The following is a 17,045-nucleotide window of genomic DNA, read 5'->3' on the forward strand; positions in this document are numbered from 1 at the left end:
GACGCACGCTGCTCACCACCACCGCCGCACGACCGGCCCTACCGTGAGTCGTATGACAGCCGGAGTTCCCATCCGGCAGCTCCAGCAGCACGCCAGCGAACTTATCGACCGGGTCGCGGTCGGCGAGCGCGTCGAGATCACCCGCAATGGGCGCCTGATCGCCGTACTGCCGCCACCCGACCCCGAGCAGCGGGTACTGGAGGACCTCGTACGCGACGGCACCATCGACCCGGAGAACGCCGCCACCGCGCGCGGGCTGGCCGACTGGGTCCCGCCCGTGGTCGATGTCCAGCTCCCGTCGGCCAGCGAGGCCCTGCACAGGATGCGCGAGGAAGAAGACCGTTGATCTACCTCGACTCCTGCGCGATCCTCAAGCTCCTGCTCCCGGAGACCGAATCCGCCGCGCTCCGTACGTATCTCTCCTCGCACGGCTCCGAGGGCCATGCGACAAGCGCGCTGGTGACCTGCCGATCACCTCGCCGGGCTCGGCCCTGGAGGCCGAGCCCGGCACCACCTCCGGGTAGCCACCGGTGGTGGCCGGGCCGGCGGCGTTCGACGCTCAGTCGTCCAGCGCGCCGAGGAAGGTGTCCAGGCGGGCGATGACCGTCCGCAGGAGGTCGACCGATCCGAGGGTGTCGTCCGGCAGTTCGAGGCTGTGGTCGGCGGCGGGCAGCTCCAGGACGTGGTGGCCGGTGGAGTCGGCGACGGCGCGGTCCCAGAGCTTGTCGGCGCCGCCGCCGACCAGGAGGGTCGGTGCCGAGGCCCGGTGGAGGGCGTGGGCCACGTGGTCGAGGGTCAGTACGGGGGTGAGCCAGGCGGCCGCGAGTCCGCGGTCGGCGGCGAGGCCCGCGGCGAAGGAGGCCAGTGACTTGCCGACCAGCAGTCGGCAGGCGCCGCCCTCGGCGTCGACGGCTTCGCCGACCTGCCGCTCCACCCAGGCGACCTGCTGCTCCTTCGTGAACTCAAGGAAGCAGTCCGGGAGTTGCCACCACAGCTCGCGAACCGTCCAGCCGTGCCGCAGCAGCACCGAGCAGGCGAAGTGCAGCAGCGGCCGGGCGGGCGAGTAGCCGCCGCCGGGGACGATCAGTGCGACCCGGTCCGGGTCGCCGTCGAAGCGGGTGGGGAGGGTCAGCGCGGAGGGAGTGGGCACGACCCGCAGGCTACCTCCCGAACCGCTCTACCCGGCGGGGCTGCTGTCGCGTCACGCCGGGCTCTCCCCGGACAGCGCCGGTCGGGGCCGGGCGGTGACCACGGCCAGGGTGCCCGCCAGGGCGATCGCGGCGAACACGGCCAGCGCCCCGGTGGTGCCGATCGCGCCGGCCAGCGTGCCGCCCAACAACGCGCCGACCGGCATGACGAGTTGGCCGATCGAGCGGGACAGGCCGAGCACCCGGCCCAACTGCTCGGGCGGGGAGAGCTGTTGCTGCAAGGTCACCCAACTGACGCTCCAGACCGTCGCACAGAAGCCGAACACCGCCTGGTAGGCGATCAGCACCGGGAGCGCGGCCCCCAGTGAGGCCAGCGGGATCAGGAACAGCGCGGTGGCGGCGAGCGGGCCGAAGACCGGGATCACCCTGGTCAGGCCGATCCGCCGGATCACCCGCCGGGCGGTGAGCACGGCGGTCACCGCGGCGATGCTGTAGACGGCCTGGGTCAGACCGAGTTCGCCGGGCCCCAAGTCCACGACCTGGTAGGCGAAGTAGGCGAACAGGCCGGCCAGCCCGGCCCCGCCCAGGTTGAGCGCGGCCGCGGCGACGGCGAGCCGGGCCAGCAGCGGCTGGTCGCGCAGCACGCCGATGCCCTCCCGCAGCGACTCGGCGATGCCGGGGCGTGCGGCGGGCCGCTCCGGCCCCTCGCCGCGCCGGAGCCGGAGCCGGCCCCGGGGCCGGAGCAGGCCCATGGCCAGTGCGGACAGTCCGTAGCTGATCGCGTCCGCGACCATCGCGGTCGCCGCCCCCACCGCCTGCACCAGGGCGGACGCCAGCCCGGGGCCGGCGATCTGGCCGACCGAACGGGCCCCGGCCAGCTTCGCGTTGACCGCCACCAGGCCGTCCTTGGGCACGAAGTCCGCCACCACGGTCGGCACCGCGATGGCGGACACCCCGCCCAACGCCCCGGAGACCGCCGCGACCGCGTAGAGGTGGACCAGGGTCAGCGCGCCGGCGGCGTGCGCCAGCGGGACGGTGGCGATGAGCAGCAGTTGCAGGACGTCCACCGCGACCAGCAGCCGCCGGCGAGAGGCGACCCGGTCCACCAGCACCCCCGCGAACGGCCCGGTCAGCCCCTGCGCCCCGTACTCCAGCGCGAAGAGCAGCGAGGCCGCCAACGGTCCGGCGCCCAGGAGCAGGATCGCCAGCGCGGGCAGGGCCAGCGCCGTGACCTGGGTGCCCGCCACGCTGACGCCCTGCGCGAACATCAGCGCGGGGACCGCGCTCCGCGCGGGTGGCGTAGCGGCCACCGCGGTGCGCCCTGCACCATCATCTGCCATGTGCTCCAAGCTACTTCACGTCACCGCCGGAGCGACCGGGCGGCCCGCCCCTGGGAGCCGTCACGGCTGCGCCGGGAGTTCCAGGAGCAGTGGACCGCGATCCGCGAACAGGCGCCGGACTCTCCCTCCTCCGCACCTTCGGCTCCCCCGAAGCACTCCCGGCCTGAGCCCCGGACGGCCTGGGGAGAAAACCGGTTGGCCCCGCGCCCTCGCCGCTCGACAATCGCCGGATGACCAATGACCAGCTCGACTGGGGACGTCTGCGCGCGGCCCGCCGGGCCTGCACCCGCTTCCTCTCCGGCAGCCGCCCCCTCACCATGCACGCGCGACTGACCGCCCTCGCCGAGGCGGTCGAGCCGGATGCCTACCCCGATCTCTACGGCAACGGCGGCCCGGTCGGGGAGCTGGAGGAGCGCACGGCCGCACTCCTCGGCACCGAGGACGCGGTCTTCTTCCCCAGCGGAACGATGGCCCAGCAGGTCGCCCTGCGCCACCACGCCGAGCGAACCGGCAACCGGGCCGTCGCCCTCCATCCGCAGAGCCATCTGGAACGGCACGAGCGCCACGCCTACACCCAGCTCACCGGCCTGCGCGGCCTCTGGCCCACCACCGAACTGCGCCACCCCACCGCCGACGAACTCCGCTCCCTCGGCGAGCCCTTCGGCACACTGGCGGTCGAACTCCCCCTGCGGGACCCGGGGTTCCTGCTCCCCAGCTGGGACGAACTCACCGAGCTCACCGCCGCCGCCCGCGAGGCCGGCGCCCGGGTGCACTTCGACGGCGCCCGGCTCTGGAACACCACGACCCACTTCGGCAGGCCGCTCGACGAGATCGCCGCCCTCGCCGACAGCGTCTACGTCTCCTTCTACAAGGACCTCGGCGGCATCAGCGGCGCCGCCCTCGCCGGCGACAAGGCGCTCACCGCCTACGCCCGCACCTGGCGCCACCGCTACGGCGGGCAGCTGTACCAGCAGTGGCCGGCCGCCCTCGCCGCGCTCACCGGCCTGGACACCGCGCTCCCCCGGATCCCCGACTACACCCGCCACGCCGCGACCCTGGCCCCCGCGCTGGCCGCCCTGCCCGGCGCCCGGCTCTTCCCGGCCGTCCCGCCGACCCACGAGTTCCAGCTCTGGCTCCCCCACTCGGCGAGCGCCCTGAACGCCGCCGTGCTCGCCCTCGCCGAGCGGGAGAAGATCTGGTTCGTCCCGGAGTGGACCGACGCGGCCCCCGGCCTCGCCATGGCCGAGGTGGGCCTCGACGGCCCGGCGCAGCACTGGACGGCCCAGGAGGTGACCGAACTCGGGCTGCACTTCCTGGAGCTGGTCGCGGACGCCGAGCAGCGAACCGGCGCGGGCGACCGCAGCTGACCAGGCGGCGCCCGGCTCTTCGACCGGAGGTCGGGAACCGGGCGCCGCCGCACCCGTCAGGCGAGCGCCTCGGCCGGCCGAAGTGCCGGGCGAAGAAGCGCACCGCGCTGTCCGCCTCGAACCTCGGCAGTTCCTTGTGCCGGCCCGCGTTGGCGTGCAGCGTCTTCTCCGTCGAGGCGAAGACGTCGGACAGCGCGAGGCCGTCCTGGCGGGAGATGTGCTCGTCGTCCCACTGCAGGTCGTACTCGATCGGGACGGTGATCCGCTTCGCCGGCTCGGCCAGGACGTGGGGCCAGTGCCGGCCGAAGACCGCGGCCTTGATCCTGGGTTCGACCGCGACCAGCGGGATGCCGATCGCGGTGCCCATAGCCGGTCTCCAGGCGCTGGGCCCATGAGCACGCCGTCGGCAAACAGTTGGCCGGCACCGAACCCTTCGTGTCAGAATGACGATTATGAGCGAGCAGCACGTACGGACCTTCGCCGACGTCCGCGACCGCGAGGAGCTGGCGGCCCTGATGGCCGCCGGGGGGCGGCCGAAGTGGGTGATGTTCTGGGGGCACACCGCGCGCAAGGGCGGTGTGACGCGACAGGAGTGCCTGAGCCAGTGGTGGCCCGGGCGGTTCACCGTCGACGGGGTGGCGTACGCCTCCGCCGAGCACTGGATGATGGCCGGGAAGGCCCGGATGTTCGGGGACGAGGCGATCGAGCGGCGGGTGCTGGAGGCCCGGACGCCCGCCGAGGCGAAGAAGCTGGGCCGACTGGTCGAGGGCTTCGACCAGGAGGTCTGGGCGGCGGGCCGGTTCGAGCTGGTGGTCGAGGGGAACGTCGCCAAGTTCGGTCAGGACGAGGCGCTGCGGGAGTACCTGCTGGGCACCGGCAGCCGCGTCCTGGTGGAGGCCAGCCCGGTGGACCGGATCTGGGGCATCGGGCTCGCCGCCGACGACATCCGGGCCGAACGCCCGCTGGAGTGGCGGGGGTTGAACCTGCTCGGGTTCGCACTGATGGAGGCGCGGGCCCGGCTGAGCGGATGAGGCCGGCCGCTCCACCTCCGGCGCCCCCGCGGCGGCGCGCGACCGGCGCACTCCTCGCAACGGCCGCCCTCTGTGCGCTCCTTGACACCACTCGGGCACGACTGGTCGCGCTCTCGTAACTCCATCGCCACATTCCGACGCCAGGATGTCCCGCAGTCAGGGTGCAGATGGACAGGTTGGGGCGATCATGCGCATGCGGTCGACGGAAGAATCCGCAGGCCAGCAGCCGGAGGGCGAGCAACGGGCCGCCGAACTCCGGGCAGAACTGGACGAGTTGCTCCGCGCGAGCCGCTACGCGGGCCAACGCGAACGACGACTGAACGAGGCGATACGGGCGAGCCCGGGCCGTCAGCGCCCGGACGGCGACCTGCTGCGGCAGCTCGCCCAGGCCCGCACCCTGCGCGCGGGCCTGGGCGCACGCTGCCTCCAACTGAGCGATCAGTTACAGGAGTTGGAGCTCAACCTCAGACAGCGGCCGCACCCCCAGCCGCACCTCCCGGAGCCACCACACCCCGAGCCGCCACACCTCCGGCCACGCCCCCAGTCACACCCCGAGCCACACCCCCACCAGGCTCCATTGCCACCATCGCCGCCGCCCACCCGGCCCGACCTCGGCGCCCTCACCGAGCGGATCACCGGACTCCACCGAAGCGGCGCCCTCCCCGAGTCCCAGGAGCTGCTGGACCAGGCCGCCGCCCGCCTCGCCCCCGCCGACGCCGCCCTGCTGGTCGGGATGCTCTCCCAGCGCGGCCCGACCGGCGCCTCGCTGCACCTCGCCCGGACCGCCGCCCGGGGCGCCCCGGACCACGCCGTCGCCGTACTGGCGGAGCTGCGCGAACTGGGCCTGGCCGAGGAGGCCGCCGAACTGTTCCACGCCTTCTGGGCCTACCCGGCGCCCGCCGTCCCCGCCCTGCTCGGCGCCCTGGAGCGGGCCGGGCAGCACGCCGACGGCGCCACCCTGCTCTGGGAGTGGGGCTCGGCCCCGACGACCGAGCTGACCTCCCTGGCCGCCTGCCTCCAGCAGCACGGCCGCCCCGCCGACGTACGGACCCTGCTGCGCCAGGCGGCCGGCCGCCCGACCGCCGACCTCGCCGACCTCGCGACCGAACTGCCGCCCGTACTCGCCACCCTGCTGCTGCACGAGCTGGTCGCACTGCGCCCGCCCGTCGAACTGGTGCGCCTGGCCGCCGTACTGGACGGCCACCCCGGCCTCTACGCGCAGCTGCTGGGCGCACTGCTCGCCGACGCCACCCGCCACCGCACCACCCTCGCCGCCCTCCGCACGGCGGGCCTGCCGACCACCCCGCCGGCCGCCCCGCGCCCCCGCTGGGGCAGGCGGTAGCGGGCCGGCGAAAACGGGAAGCCCCCGCCCGCCCCCACCAAGGAGGACGGTCGGGGGCTTCCCGAAGGACCGGACTCAGCAGCCGATCAGACGCGCCGCCAGGTAGCCCTTCACCTGGTCCAGCGAGACGCGCTCCTGCGACATGGTGTCGCGGTCGCGCACGGTCACGGCGTTGTCCTCGAGGGTGTCGAAGTCGACCGTCACGCAGAACGGCGTGCCGATCTCGTCCTGACGGCGGTAGCGCTTGCCGATCGCGCCGGCGTCGTCGAACTCGACGTTCCACGCGGTGCGCAGGTCGGCGGCCAGGCCGCGGGCCTTCGGCGAGAGGTCGGCGTTGCGCGACAGCGGCAGCACGGCGACCTTGACCGGGGCCAGGCGCGGGTCGAGCCGCATGCCGACGCGCTTCTCCATGACGCCCTTGGCGTTGGGCGCCTCGTCCTCGAAGTAGGCGTCGATCAGGAAGGCCAGCATGGCGCGGTTGAGGCCGGCCGCCGGCTCGATGACGTACGGGAAGTACCGCTCGCCGCTCTCCTGGTCGAAGTACCGGAGGTCCTTGCCGGAGGCCTCGCTGTGCACCCGCAGGTCGTAGTCGGTGCGGTTGGCCACGCCCTCCAGCTCGGAGAACTCGGAGCCGCCGAAGTTGAAGCGGTACTCGATGTCCACGGTGCGCTTGGCGTAGTGGGAGAGCTTCTCCTTCGGGTGCTCGAAGAAGCGCATGTTCTCGGTGCGCATGCCGAGGTCGACGTACCAGTCCCAGCGCTGCTGGAGCCAGTACTCGTGCCACTGCTCGTCCTCGCCCGGCTTGACGAAGAACTCCATCTCCATCTGCTCGAACTCGCGGGTGCGGAAGATGAAGTTGCCGGGGGTGATCTCGTTGCGGAAGCTCTTGCCGGTCTGGGCGATGCCGAACGGCGGCTTCTTGCGCGAAGTGGTCTGGACGGCGCTGAAGTTGGTGAAGATGCCCTGGGCGGTCTCGGGGCGCAGGAAGGCCAGGCCGCTGGCCTCCTCGGTGACGCCGAGGTGGGTCTTCAGCATGCCCGAGAAGTCCTTGGGCTCGGTGAACTGGCCCTTGGTGCCACAGTCGGGGCAGTTGACGTCCTTGAGGCCGTTCGGCGGCGGGAAGCCGTGCTTGGCCTCGTACTTCTCCTCCAGGTGGTCGGCCCGGTGGCGCTTGTGGCAGGAGAGGCACTCGGTCAGCGGGTCGTTGAAGGTGGCGACGTGGCCGGAGGCCTCCCAGACCTCACGGGCCAGGATGACCGACGAGTCGAGGCCGACGACGTCCTCGCGGGCCTGGACCATCGTGCGCCACCACTGGCGCTTGATGTTCTCCTTGAGTTCGACGCCCAGCGGCCCGTAGTCCCAGGCGGCACGCGTGCCGCCGTAGATCTCGCTGCAGGGGTAGACGAAGCCACGGCGCTTGCTCAGGCTGACGATCGTGTCGATCTTGTCGGCGGCCACAGTGCTCTCTTCAGTACGTACGGCACGGTCAGGGCACGGCTGGTTGCTCGTACCCGAATACCCAAGGTTACCGGCCAGACGGGTACGGGGTTCAAATCGATATGGTCCGGCTCCCCCCACCCATCGCCACCTGCCGTTCACCCGTCCGAGTGAGTTGACAATCATTTCCAGTTCAGATGAGAATGATTGTCATGATGATCGGACTGTTCAGCCGCCGGACCCGCAAGACCGCCGCCCTGGCCGTCACCGCCCTCGCCGCCTCCCTGGCCCTCACGGCCTGCGGCGGCAGCAGCAGCGCCAAGGGCTCGGACGGCAGGCTGAACGTCGTCGCCTCCTTCTACCCGATGGAGTTCCTGGCCCAGCAGATCGGCAAGGACCACGTCTCGGTCACCGACCTCACCGCGCCCGGCGTCGAACCGCACGACCTGGAGCTCACCGCCAAGCAGGTCGCCGGCGTCCAGAAGGCCGACGCGATCCTCTACCTCAAGGGCCTGCAGCCCACCGTCGACCAGGCCGTCGACCAGTCGTCCAGCAAGCACAAGATCGACGCCACCGCCGCCAGCCCGCTGGTCGACCACCACCTCGACGAGGGCACCTCCGAGACCGGCGGCCACCAGCACGAGGGCCCGGCCGGCGACCCGCACATCTGGCTCGACCCGGCCCGCTACGCGGCGATCGCCAAGAGCGTCGGCGCCGAGTTCGCCAAGGCCGACCCGACGCACGCCGACGACTACCGGAAGAACACCGACGAACTGGTCACCAGGCTCACCGCCCTGGACCAGGAGTTCCAGGCCGGGCTGAAGGACGTCAAGACCAAGACCTTCGTCACCAGCCACGCCGCCTTCGGCTACCTCGCCGACCACTACGGCCTCACCCAGGTCGCCATCAACGGCGTCGACCCGGAGTCCGAGCCCACCCCGGCCCGCCTCGCCGAGGTGCAGAAGGCCGCCAAGGACAACGGCGTCACCACGATCTTCTTCGAGACCCTGGTCAGCCCCAAGCTCGCCGACACCGTCGCCAAGGACCTCGGCCTCAAGACCGCCGTCCTGGACCCGCTGGAGGGCGTCAAGGACCCGTCGAAGGACGACTACCTGAGCGTCATGAAGCAGAACCTGGCCAACCTCCAGGCCGCCCTCGGCGCCCCCACGGCGTCGGCCACCCCCGCGAGCTGACGGGACGCACCGCCATGACCCACCCGATACCCCCGGCCGTCCGCCTCCGTGACGCCGTCGCCGCGCGCGGCGGCCGGCCGGTGCTGCGCGGCGTCGACCTCACCGTCCGGCCGGGCGAGGTCGTCGCCCTGCTCGGCGCCAACGGCTCCGGCAAGTCGACCACCGTCAAGGCCGTGATCGGCTCCGTGCCGCTGGAGCGGGGCGACCTGGAGCTGTTCGGCACCCCGTACGGCTCCTTCCGCGCCTGGCACCGGATCGGGTACGTCCCGCAGCGCACCACCGCCGCCTCCGGCGTCCCGGCCACCGTGCGCGAGGTGGTCTCCACCGGACGGCTGGCGCAGCACCGGCTGCTGCCCTTCCGCCGCAAGGACCGCGCCGCGGTGGACCGCGCGCTGGCCGCCGTCGGCATGCTGGACCGGGCCGGGGACGGCGTCGCCGACCTGTCCGGCGGCCAGCAGCAGCGGGTGCTGATCGCCCGCGCCCTGGTCGGCACCCCCGACCTGCTGATCATGGACGAGCCGATGGCCGGCGTGGACGCCGCCAGCCAGCAGGTGCTCGCCGACACCCTGCGCGCCGAGGTCGGCCGCGGCGCCTCCGTCCTCCTCGTGCTGCACGAACTCGGTCCGCTGGAGCCGCTGATCGACCGCGCCGTGGTGCTGCGGGACGGCTGCGTCGCGCACGACGGCCCGCCCGTGCCCAACACCGGCCTGCACGCGCTGCCCGGCCACGACCACGTCCACCCGCACGCCGACCTCACCCCGCCGAGGCTGCTCGCATGACCGAGATGCTCTCCTACGACTTCATGCAGCGCGCCCTGCTGGCCGCCGTGCTGGTCGGGATCACCGCCCCCGCCGTCGGCATCTACCTGGTGCAGCGCCGCCAGGCCCTGATGGGCGACGGCATGGGCCACGTCGCGATGACCGGCGTCGGCCTCGGCTTCATCTTCCAGACCAGCCCGGTCTGGATGGCCGTGCTGGTCTGCGTGCTCGGCGCGGTCACCATGGAGCTGGTCCGCTCGCGCGGCAACCAGCGCGGTGACATCGCCCTCGCGATGCTCTTCTACGGCGGCATGGCCTGCGGCAAGCTGCTGGTCTCGATGTCCGCCCAGGCCGGGGCCGGCTCGCTGGAGAGCTACCTGTGGGGCTCGATCCTCACCGTCGCCCCCGCCGACCTGGCCACCATCGCGGTGCTCGGCGCGGTGGTCATCGCGGTCACCGTCGGCCTGCGCCGCCAGCTGTTCGCGATCTGCCAGGACGAGGACTTCGCCCGGGTCACCGGGGTGCCGGTGCGCACCCTCAACCTGCTGCTCGCGGTGATGGCCGCGGTCACCGTCACGGTCGCCATGCGGGTGGTCGGGCTGCTGCTGGTGAGCGCCCTGATGGTGGTCCCGGTGGTCGCCGCCCAGCAGCTCACCCGCTCCTTCGCCGCCACCCAGGCCGCCTCGATCGCGCTCGGCGTGGTGGTCGCGCTGGCCGGTGTCACCGGCTCCTACGAGCTGAACGTGCCCTCCGGCCCGGCCATCGTGCTGCTCGCCATCGCGGTCTTCGCGGTGTTCAGCGTGATCGCCGCGCCGCTCGCCCGCCGCCGGCACCGGCGCCGCGGGGACGCCGAGCGGGGGCCGCAGGTCTGCGACGTCCGGATCCCGGGTCGGATCCCCGGCCAAAACCCCGGCCAAGACCCGGGAAAGACTTCCTCCGCCGCGACCACTCCGGAGGAGCGGGCCGGGCTGGCACAATGAGGTGCGTGACGCCCACGACCCCAGGAGGACCCACGGTGACCACCGCAGGCCCGTCGCCGCGCGCCCGCTCGACCCGACAGCGTGCCGCCGTCTCGTCGGCCCTGGACGAGATCGCGGACTTCCGCAGTGCGCAGGAGCTCCACGACCTGCTCAAGCACCGCGGGGACTCCGTCGGTCTGACCACGGTCTACCGCACCCTGCAGTCGCTCGCCGACGCCGGTGAGGTGGACGTGCTGCGCACCGCCGACGGCGAGGCCGTCTACCGCCGGTGCAGCAGCGGGCACCACCACCACCTGGTCTGCCGGCACTGCGGCGCCACCGTCGAGGTCGAGGGCCCCGCGGTCGAACGCTGGGCCAACTCGGTCGCCGCCGAGCACGGGTTCAGCGACATCGCGCACACCCTGGAGATCTTCGGCACCTGCGCGGACTGCGCGAAGAAGGGCTGACGCCCGTACCTGGGCAGCCCGTACGGACGACCACGAAGGGCCCGCGGGAATCCTCCCCGCGGGCCCTCGTCGTGCGCGTCAGCGCTGGGCCGGCAGCTCCAGCGGTGCGGGCAGCTCGTTCGGGATCGCCCCGCCGAAGCGGCGGTCGCGCATCGCGAACTGCTCGCAGGCGCGCCACAGGTCGCGGCGGTCGAAGTCCGGCCAGAGCACGTCCTGGAACACGAACTCGGCGTAAGCGGACTGCCAGAGCAGGAAGTTGGAGGTGCGCTGCTCGCCGCTGGGGCGCAGGAAGAGGTCCACGTCCGGCATGTCCGGGTGGTACATGTACTTGGCGAGGGTCTTCTCGTTGACCTTCTTCGGGTCCAGCCGGCCGGCCGCCACGTCGAGGGCGAGCGCCTGTGCCGCGTCGGCGAGTTCGGCCCGGCCGCCGTAGTTGACGCACATGTAGAGCGTCACCGCGTCGTTGCCCTTGGTCTGCTCCTCGGCGACCTGCAGCTCCTGGACGACGCTCTTCCACAGCTTGGGCATCCGGCCGGCCCAGCGGATCCGCACGCCCATCGCGTCCATCTCGTCGCGGCGGCGGCGGATGACGTCCCGGTTGAAGTTCATCAGGAACTTCACCTCGTCGGGGGAGCGCTTCCAGTTCTCGGTGGAGAACGCGTACAGCGAGATGTTCTTGACGCCGAGCTCGATCGCGCCCTTGAGGACGTCCAGTACGACGGACTCGCCGACCTTGTGGCCCTCGGTGCGGGGCAGCCCGCGCTCCTTGGCCCAGCGGCCGTTGCCGTCCATCACGATGGCGACGTGGTCGGGGACCAGCTCGCCGGGGATCTTCGGGGGCTTGACGCCGCTGGGGTGCGGGGTCGGAGGGACGTAGTCCCGCTGCTTGCCGCCGCCGAAGAGCCGTCGCGCTGCCATGTGCTCACTTCTCCACGTATCTCATCGAGCGGATGCCCCGCTCCAGGTGCCACTGCAGATAGGCCGCGACCAGGCCGCTGCCCTCCCGCCAGTACCGCGGCTCGCAGGCGTCGGCCGTCCGCCAGTCCCCTGACAGCAGCGCCCCGAGCAGTACCAGTGTCTCAGGGGAGGGTACGGCACATCCGGGCACGCGGCAGTCCGCGCAGAGCACCCCTCCCGCCTGCAACGAGAAGAAACGGTTCGGCCCGTCCAGGCCACACTTGGCGCAGTCGGTGAAGCTCGCGCCGTACCCGTTCACCGCGAGCGAGCGCAGCAGGAAGGCATCCAGCACCAGGTGCGACTCGTGCGTCCCGGCCGCCAGTGTGCGCAGTCCGCCCACCAGCAGCAGGTACTGCTGGACGGCCGGCTCGCCCTCGTTCTCGGCGAAGCGCTCGGCCGTCTCCAGCATCGCCGTGCCGGCGGTGTAGCGGCCGTAGTCGGTGACGATCGAACCGCCGAACGGGGCGATGGTCTCCACCTGGGTGCACAGCGGCAGCCCGCGCCCGATCAGCTCGCTCCCCCGGCTGAAGAACTGGACGTCCACGTGCGAGAACGGCTCCAGACGGGCGCCGAACTTGGACTTGGTCTTGCGCACCCCGCGCGCCACCGCCCGCACCTTGCCGTGCTGGCGGGTCAGCAGGGTGATGATCCGATCGGCCTCGCCGAGCTTCTGCGCCCGCAACACGACGCCGTCGTCCCGGAAAAGACTCATGCCGACCATTGTCCCCCACCGCCGGGCCCGGCCGCGGACAGCCGTGTTGCCCGCACCGGGGGCCGTGGGGGAGGACCACTGCGGTGCGGGTCACGGCGGGCCCGGAGGGGGGCGGGCCCGTTTTTGTGGGGGATACAGGAAGTCCGTCGCGGACGGTCCGTCGCGGCGAGCAGGCCCGGAGGCCTACAGGTTCTCGTACGGCGCCCGGGTCGCCGCCTCCAGCAGCGCCGGCACCTGGCCCTGCGGCAGGTCCAGGCAACTCCCCACCGCGGCCAGCGCCTCGCGCTCCTGCGGCAGGTAGCGCCCGTCGGCCAGGGCGATCGCGGCGCCCTGCAGCAGCAGCCGCTCCCGGCCCTGCTGGGCCAGGTGCGGGGCGAGCGGTTCGAGCACCGCGTGCAGTTCCACGGCCAGGCCGCCGGCCATCCCGTGGGCGTCGTGGAGTTCGCCGCCGAGCCCGGAGAGCGCGGCGAGCGCGGCCAGCACCTGGGCCTCGCCGCAGTCCTCGAACCCGGCCTCGCGCACCGCCGTGCAGGCCGCCTCGCGGGCCGCCCGGTGGGCGGTGCCGCCGGCCGCGAGCAGGGCCAGCGCGATCGTGTACTGGGCGTCCCGCAGCATCGCGCCGAGGCGCACGCTGGTGGGCTGCTCCAGGGCCTCGACGCCGTAGCGCCCGTGGCAGCTGGTGCACTGGACGCTGCCGATCACCGGCCCGAGCGGGACGACCGGGGTGCCCAGCAGCCGCAGCCACCGCCGGCCGTGCTGCCGACGGTAGTTGCGGTCCCCGCCGCAGCCCGGGCAGAAGAAGTCGCCGAGAACATCGGTCCGCCACCTCGGGCGAACACCCCACAACCTGGTCACGGCGCCACTCCCCAGACATGGCAGGCGGCCTGCACAACTATGGGCAGGTCACGCGACCGGACACCGAGGCCGTCCCACCGGCCCGGCTTTCCGGTGGATCGATGTTGCCACGGTTACCGGCACGTGTCAGTACCTCGAACGGCTTCCGATCCGAAAAGATGTGGCGCAGACCACAACGCCCCACCCGCACGGCGAAGGGCCGTCCCGCGGGACGGCCCTTCGCGTACCACCCGTACGAATTAGCCGCGCTGCGAGCGGTTGACGGCACTGATCATCGCCTTCAGCGAGGCCAGCACGGTGTTGCCGTCGATGCCCACGCCCCACAGCACCTTGCCGTCCACCGCGCACTCCACGTACGCGGCGGCCTGGGCGTCGCCGCCCTCGCTCAGCGCGTGCTCGGCGTAGTCCAGCACCCGTACGTCCACGCCGATCCGGGCCAGCGCGTCCGCGAAGGCCGAGACCGGGCCGTTGCCGGTGCCGGACAGGGTCATCGGGACACCGTCCACCACGGCCTCCGCGGTCAGCGCGTCCCGGCCGTCCTCGGTGGTCAGGGTGCGCGAACCGGCCAGCGACAGCCGGCCCCACGGGTTGCCGGTGGTCGGCAGGTACTCGTCCTCGAAGACCCGCCAGATCTCCGCCGGGCTGACCTCGCCGCCCTCGGCGTCGGTCTTGGCCTGGATGATCCGGGAGAACTCGATCTGCATCCGGCGCGGCAGGTCCAGCTTGTGGTCGTTCTTCAGGACGTACGCCACCCCGCCCTTGCCGGACTGGCTGTTGACCCGGATGACCGCCTCGTAGGTGCGGCCGACGTCCTTCGGGTCGATCGGCAGGTACGGCACGCCCCAGGTGTGCCGCTCCACCGGGATCCCGGCCGCCTCGGCGTCCGCCTCCAGGACCTCGAAGCCCTTCTTGATGGCGTCCTGGTGCGAGCCGGAGAAGGAGGTGTACACCAGGTCGCCGGCGTACGGGTGGCGCGGGTGCACCTCCATCTGGTTGCAGTACTCGGCGGTGCGGCGCACCTCGTCGATGTCGGAGAAGTCGATCTGCGGGTCGATGCCCTGGGAGAACAGGTTCATCCCCAGCGTCACCAGGTCGACGTTGCCGGTCCGCTCGCCCTGCCCGAACAGGCAGCCCTCGATGCGGTCCGCGCCCGCCATGTAGGCCAGTTCGGCGGAGGCCACCGCGGTGCCGCGGTCGTTGTGGGGGTGCACCGACAGGCAGACGAACTCCCGGCGGGACAGGTGGCGCGACATCCACTCGAACTGGTCGGCCTGGACGTTGGGGGTGGCCCGCTCGACGGTGGCCGGCAGGTTCAGGATGATCTCGCGGCCCTCGCCCGGCTGCCAGACGTCCATCACCGCCTCGCAGACCTCCAGCGCGAAGTCCAGCTCGGTGTCCACGAAGATCTCCGGCGAGTACTGGTAGCCGAAGGCGGTGTCGTCGCCCAGCAGCTTCTCCGCGTACTCCATCACCAGCCGGGTGCCGTCGACGGCGATCGCCTTGGTGGCGGCCCTGTCGTTGCGGAACACCACCCGGCGGAACAGCGGCGCGGTCGCGTTGTACAGGTGGACGGTCGCCCGCGGGGCGCCGACCAGCGACTCCACGGTCTTCTCGATCAGCTCCTCGCGGGCCTGGGTCAGCACCGAGATGGTGACGTCCTCCGGGATCGCCCCCTCCTCGATCAGCGACCGCACGAAGGCGTGGTCGGTGGCGCCGGAGGACGGGAAGCCGACCTCGATCTCCTTGTAGCCCATGGCCACCAGCAGGTCGAACATCTTCCGCTTGCGGGCCGGGGACATCGGGTCGATCAGCGCCTGGTTGCCGTCCCGCAGGTCGGTGGAGAGCCAGCGCGGCGCCTTGGTGATCACCTGGTCCGGCCAGGTGCGGTCCGGCAGGTCGACGGTGCCGAACGGCAGGTAGCGCCCGTAGCGCATGCCCGAGGGCCGCTGGCGCACGGAGGCGGCGGTGATCGGGGTCGGCCGGTCGACGAAGGCGCGAGCGGCGGGGATGGACGCGGCGGAGGTCTGCTCGGTCATGGAGGTGACTCTCGGCTTCCTGTGGATGCGTGGTGCGGGCGGGTCGGGAGGGATCAACACCGACTGGCCGGCCTCTGCTGCGCCTCGCGATACGCCGTTGGATCGCCGATTCCGCGCGCAGCTCGTTCCCCGCGGCGAGGGAGCCGGCCCCAGTGGACTACAGGCCCTCGACGCGGCAGCTAAGAAGAAGCAGCCCGTTGCGCATGATGTGGCCCAGCGTAACCCAGGCCCGCGCGCCCCCGAAGTGATCCGGGCTCCCGTTCCACTCCTTGAGACGTCGACCGGTACCGCCGAAGGTGGTGACAACCGGTCACCAAGGCCTCACTCTGGGCCACATGACTGCAGCAGTACCGATCTGCGCGATCGTCCCGCCGTACGTCCTGGACCGCCTCGCCGAGGCCGGTCACGAGCCCGCCGTCCACTCCCTCGCCCTCGACGCCGCCCACCGCGCGGCCCGCCTCACCGCTCCCCCGCCGGCCGCCGCCGACCCCGGCCTCAGCCGGGTGATCGCCGACGCCGGGCACGGCCGACACCTGCCCGGGCGCACCGTCCGCACCGAGGGCCGGGCCCCGGTCGCCGACCCCTCCGTCAACCACGCCTACGACGGCCTCGGCGCCACCTTCGCGCTCTACTCCGAGATCTTCGGACGCGACTCGATCGACGGCCGGGGGCTGCGGCTGGACGCCAGCGTCCACTACGGCCGCAACTACGACAACGCCTTCTGGAACGGCTCGCAGATGGTCTTCGGGGACGGCGACGGCCGGATCTTCGGCGACTTCACCACCTGCATCGACGTCATCGGCCACGAACTCACCCACGGCGTCACCCAGTTCACCGCCGGCCTGGACTACCAGGACCAGCCCGGCGCACTCAACGAGTCGGTCTCGGACGTCTTCGGCTCGCTGGTCAAGCAGTACGCGCTGCACCAGGACGCCGCCGGCGCCGACTGGCTGATCGGCGCCGGGCTGCTCGCCTCCGGCGTCCAGGGCGTGGCGCTGCGCTCGATGAAGGCCCCCGGCACCGCCTACGACGACCCCCAGCTCGGCAAGGACCCGCAGCCCGCGCACATGCGGGACTACGTGGACACCACCGAGGACAACGGCGGGGTGCACATCAACTCCGGCATCCCCAACCACGCGTTCTACCTGCTGGCCACCGCCCTCGGCGGCCGGTCCTGGGAGCGCGCCGGGCGGATCTGGTACGACACCCTGACCGGCGGCGGGCTGCCCGCCGACGCCGACTTCACCGCCTTCGCCCGCGCCACCGTGGCCGCCGCCAAGGCCCGCTACCCCGGCCAGTCCTCGGTCGCGGACACCGTGACGGCCTCCTGGGCGCAGGTCGGCGTCAGCCCCGGCTGACGGGGCGGACGGGCCGGCGGGCCGACCGGAGACGACCGGTTCGCCGCCGGTTGAGAGCGGGTTGAGACCGACTTAAGGTCACGGT

16 protein-coding genes and 1 pseudogene are annotated in these 17,045 nt (G+C 72.4%); 9 read left to right on the forward strand and 8 right to left on the reverse strand.

From position 1 onward, the window contains the following. Positions 1 to 52: 52 nt before the first annotated feature. Positions 53 to 346 carry a type II toxin-antitoxin system Phd/YefM family antitoxin gene (locus ACZ3YL_RS08820; RefSeq protein ID WP_465656317.1) on the forward strand — a complete coding sequence of 98 codons (294 nt, stop codon included), beginning with the start codon at positions 53 to 55 and terminating at the stop codon, positions 344 to 346. A gap of 213 nt (positions 347 to 559) precedes the next feature. On the opposite strand, the gene ACZ3YL_RS08825 is transcribed toward ACZ3YL_RS08820, so the two are convergent. Together ACZ3YL_RS08825 and ACZ3YL_RS08830 are read right to left on the reverse strand one after the other, a co-directional pair. Beyond that, the gene (locus ACZ3YL_RS08825) at positions 560 to 1,150 is read right to left on the reverse strand and encodes an alpha/beta hydrolase (RefSeq protein WP_465656318.1); all 591 of its coding nucleotides are present in this window, start codon (positions 1,148 to 1,150) and stop codon (positions 560 to 562) included. A gap of 51 nt (positions 1,151 to 1,201) precedes the next feature. After that, positions 1,202 to 2,488, reverse strand: coding sequence for an MFS transporter (locus ACZ3YL_RS08830; protein WP_465656320.1), 1,287 nt, complete (start codon positions 2,486 to 2,488; stop codon positions 1,202 to 1,204). Between the two features lie 230 nt (positions 2,489 to 2,718). On the opposite strand from ACZ3YL_RS08830, the gene ACZ3YL_RS08835 reads away from it, so the two are divergent. Next, positions 2,719 to 3,855 carry a threonine aldolase family protein gene (locus tag ACZ3YL_RS08835; RefSeq protein WP_188304427.1) on the forward strand — a complete coding sequence of 379 codons (1,137 nt, stop codon included), beginning with the start codon at positions 2,719 to 2,721 and terminating at the stop codon, positions 3,853 to 3,855. 76 nt (positions 3,856 to 3,931) lie between these two features. Here ACZ3YL_RS08835 and ACZ3YL_RS08840 read toward each other — a convergent pair. Beyond that, positions 3,932 to 4,234, reverse strand: a pseudogene (locus tag ACZ3YL_RS08840) (alpha/beta hydrolase); the annotation flags it as partial. Between the two features lie 73 nt (positions 4,235 to 4,307). Between ACZ3YL_RS08840 and ACZ3YL_RS08845 the strand changes: the two are divergent. After that, a complete protein-coding gene (locus ACZ3YL_RS08845; protein WP_465656322.1) occupies positions 4,308 to 4,886 on the forward strand; it encodes an NADAR family protein in 579 nt (192 codons plus the stop codon). A gap of 193 nt (positions 4,887 to 5,079) precedes the next feature. Further along, a complete protein-coding gene (locus ACZ3YL_RS08850) occupies positions 5,080 to 6,228 on the forward strand; it encodes a hypothetical protein (RefSeq protein ID WP_465656324.1) in 1,149 nt (382 codons plus the stop codon). Between the two features lie 75 nt (positions 6,229 to 6,303). On the opposite strand, the gene ACZ3YL_RS08855 is transcribed toward ACZ3YL_RS08850, so the two are convergent. Next, positions 6,304 to 7,686 (reverse strand): glycine--tRNA ligase, encoded by a 1,383-nt coding sequence (locus ACZ3YL_RS08855; protein ID WP_188304430.1) that lies wholly within the window; start codon positions 7,684 to 7,686, stop codon positions 6,304 to 6,306. Between the two features lie 191 nt (positions 7,687 to 7,877). Between ACZ3YL_RS08855 and ACZ3YL_RS08860 the strand changes: the two genes are divergently transcribed. Genes ACZ3YL_RS08860 through ACZ3YL_RS08875 form a run of 4 tightly spaced genes read left to right on the forward strand, consistent with a single transcriptional unit; the run spans position 7,878 to position 11,042 of the window. Then, positions 7,878 to 8,858 (forward strand): metal ABC transporter substrate-binding protein, encoded by a 981-nt coding sequence (locus ACZ3YL_RS08860; RefSeq protein WP_223242151.1) that lies wholly within the window; start codon positions 7,878 to 7,880, stop codon positions 8,856 to 8,858. 14 nt (positions 8,859 to 8,872) lie between these two features. Then, positions 8,873 to 9,637, forward strand: a complete 765-nt coding sequence (locus ACZ3YL_RS08865; RefSeq protein WP_188304432.1) for a metal ABC transporter ATP-binding protein — start codon at positions 8,873 to 8,875, stop codon at positions 9,635 to 9,637. Beyond that, positions 9,634 to 10,596 (forward strand): metal ABC transporter permease, encoded by a 963-nt coding sequence (locus tag ACZ3YL_RS08870; protein WP_223242152.1) that lies wholly within the window; start codon positions 9,634 to 9,636, stop codon positions 10,594 to 10,596. The genes ACZ3YL_RS08865 and ACZ3YL_RS08870 overlap by 4 nt, the downstream gene beginning before the upstream one ends. 35 nt (positions 10,597 to 10,631) lie before the next feature. Next, positions 10,632 to 11,042, forward strand: coding sequence for a Fur family transcriptional regulator (locus ACZ3YL_RS08875; RefSeq protein WP_188304433.1), 411 nt, complete (start codon positions 10,632 to 10,634; stop codon positions 11,040 to 11,042). A 78-nt stretch (positions 11,043 to 11,120) separates the two neighbouring features. Here ACZ3YL_RS08875 and ACZ3YL_RS08880 read toward each other — a convergent pair whose 3' ends face one another. From ACZ3YL_RS08880 to leuA, 4 genes are all read right to left on the reverse strand, one after another. Further along, on the reverse strand, positions 11,121 to 11,960 hold the full coding sequence (locus ACZ3YL_RS08880) for an isoprenyl transferase (protein WP_188304434.1): 840 nt from the start codon (positions 11,958 to 11,960) through the stop codon (positions 11,121 to 11,123). 4 nt (positions 11,961 to 11,964) lie between these two features. Continuing rightward, positions 11,965 to 12,711 carry a DNA repair protein RecO gene (recO, locus tag ACZ3YL_RS08885; RefSeq protein ID WP_188304435.1) on the reverse strand — a complete coding sequence of 249 codons (747 nt, stop codon included), beginning with the start codon at positions 12,709 to 12,711 and terminating at the stop codon, positions 11,965 to 11,967. 183 nt (positions 12,712 to 12,894) lie between these two features. After that, entirely contained in the window at positions 12,895 to 13,566 is a 672-nt protein-coding gene (locus ACZ3YL_RS08890) for a TerB family tellurite resistance protein (RefSeq protein ID WP_188304436.1), read from the reverse strand. A gap of 239 nt (positions 13,567 to 13,805) precedes the next feature. Next, positions 13,806 to 15,602 carry a 2-isopropylmalate synthase gene (gene leuA / locus ACZ3YL_RS08895; protein WP_188304437.1) on the reverse strand — a complete coding sequence of 599 codons (1,797 nt, stop codon included), beginning with the start codon at positions 15,600 to 15,602 and terminating at the stop codon, positions 13,806 to 13,808. 335 nt (positions 15,603 to 15,937) lie between these two features. On the opposite strand from leuA, the gene ACZ3YL_RS08900 reads away from it, so the two are divergent. Then, the gene (locus ACZ3YL_RS08900; RefSeq protein ID WP_465656328.1) at positions 15,938 to 16,960 is read left to right on the forward strand and encodes a M4 family metallopeptidase; all 1,023 of its coding nucleotides are present in this window, start codon (positions 15,938 to 15,940) and stop codon (positions 16,958 to 16,960) included. The last annotated feature ends 85 nt before the right edge of the window (positions 16,961 to 17,045 follow it).

It is taken from the genome of Kitasatospora sp. NPDC023176, assembly GCF_055560495.1.